This window comes from Chromohalobacter sp. 48-RD10 (genome assembly GCF_029889785.1).
Lineage (GTDB): Bacteria > Pseudomonadota > Gammaproteobacteria > Pseudomonadales > Halomonadaceae > Chromohalobacter.
Window position 1 is genome coordinate 1 of sequence record NZ_JARANX010000209.1, and the last position, 609, is coordinate 609.

Annotated in this window: 1 protein-coding gene; it reads right to left on the minus strand. The window is 61.4% G+C overall.

Translation table 11 applies throughout. The features are described 5' to 3' along the window. Positions 1 to 609: hypothetical protein (locus tag OP496_RS18285; RefSeq protein WP_280565420.1), on the minus strand; the 609-nt coding region annotated here is incomplete at both ends.

Genomic DNA, 609 nt, shown 5'->3' on the forward strand with positions numbered 1-609 from the left:
GTATCGAGCAGCTTGTCCTGGAAGGTCTCGGCGTCGCGCGTCGCTTGTTCACTGAGTATGTAGCCGGTGCGCCGAGCATCGTCGCCGAATTGCTCGAGCATTTTACTGCCGCCTTTGAGCATGTTGATCATGCCAATGCCCTGGCGGCTAAAGAGGTCGGAAACCAGAGCCACGCGCTTCGTATGGCTCTCGACATTCTGCAGGCGGTCGGCCACTTGATCTAGCGCCTCGTCGGGCGTCATGCTGGCCAGCGCTTCGGCGGACAACCCCATCTGATCGAGTGCATCCTTCGCGGCACCAGTCCCCTGCGCTGCCTCGCCCAGTCGCTTGGTGAACGCCTGCATATTAGAATCAAACTTCTGGGTCGACACCCCGGAGCGTTCTGCAGCGTAGCGGAGTTCCTGATACTTGCCGATTTGGATGCCCAGCGCATCGGAGCGCTTGGCGACCTCGTCGCCCAGCTCGGCGGTCGAGTTCGAGATCGCAAATATGCTGCCTGCGGCGGCGGTGCCCAGCATGGCCGTTCGACGCGCCAGCCCGCCGACCTCATTGCGCATGTTGCGAAACTTGCCGCCAACATCGGCCATATCGAGGCGCTTCAATGCCTCT